This window comes from Wohlfahrtiimonas larvae, assembly GCF_002006755.1.
Classification (GTDB): domain Bacteria; phylum Pseudomonadota; class Gammaproteobacteria; order Cardiobacteriales; family Wohlfahrtiimonadaceae; genus Wohlfahrtiimonas; species Wohlfahrtiimonas larvae.
In genome coordinates, this window is the sequence record NZ_MVDO01000201.1 from 1 (window position 1) to 1065 (window position 1065).

At 37.0% G+C, this 1065-nt stretch carries 1 protein-coding gene; it reads left to right on the plus strand.

The annotated features are described in order from the left end of the window. Positions 1–320: 320 nt before the first annotated feature. Positions 321–1065: alanine racemase (gene alr / locus BZK14_RS10760; protein ID WP_077926492.1), on the plus strand; the 745-nt coding region annotated here is incomplete at its 3' end.

Sequence of the window (1065 nt, forward strand, 5' to 3'; positions counted from 1 at the left end):
CAAAATACGGCTTCTAATCTTCCTTTTACATTGCACAAACCACCTAATCCAGAATTTTCTGGATGATCATACAAATAATCTAAATGATCCATATCCGCTGTCAATTGCCCATGCAAAAAATTACGCGCATCCGCACCTGTTACAACCAACTTTGCAAAATCCATCATCGCTTCATTCCTTAATCAACTGTTCTATTGAGAACTTACTCCTTTATTATAGTGGCTATTTTATAATTTCCACTTATTCGTTTGCATGCTGCATTCTTTCCAAGCATAATCATTGCGCTCTTTATATTACCCAAACAGCCAACTGAGGTTTATATGCGTCCCTTAAAAGCTTATCTCTCTAAAAGTGCATTACAACACAATGTCGTCTTTTTAAAACAACAAGCGCCACAAAGCAGCTTGTGCACAGTTTTAAAAGCAAATGCATATGGTCATCGAGTCGAACTCGTTGCCCCAATTATTGAGAACCATGCAGATTATTTTGCAGTCGCAGCCATTGAAGAAGCTCAAGCTATTCGTGAAGTTAGCCCAAATATTCCCATCATTTTACTCGAAGGCGTATTCGAACATTATGAATATAACTTATGTGATGAATTCAATTTTTGGCCAGCAATCGGCAATGAACACCAATTGAATGGCTTATTAGAAGCTAAATTACAAAATCCCATCAATGTTTTCATCAAAGTAAATAGTGGAATGAATCGCTTGGGCATTCAAGCTGAACAATTGGCACATTATCATCATTTATTATCTGAATCAGCGAATGTGAAAAGCATCCAAGTGATGACACATTTATCTTCAGCAGATGAAAAACTATCACCTGAAACGGAAAAGCAATTAGCAATCATGGCGAAATTGGATCCTACGATCCAAGCAACCATTTCAAACTCAGCGCACATTTTCTATGATAATAAGCCAGCTCAATCTATTGTACGTGCAGGATTATCTCTATATGGCGCATCACCTTTCGATGGTAAAACTGGTGCAGATATTGGTTTAAAACCTATTTTAGAATTACGTTCCAAGATCATTCATGTCAATCATATTACTGTAGGTGATC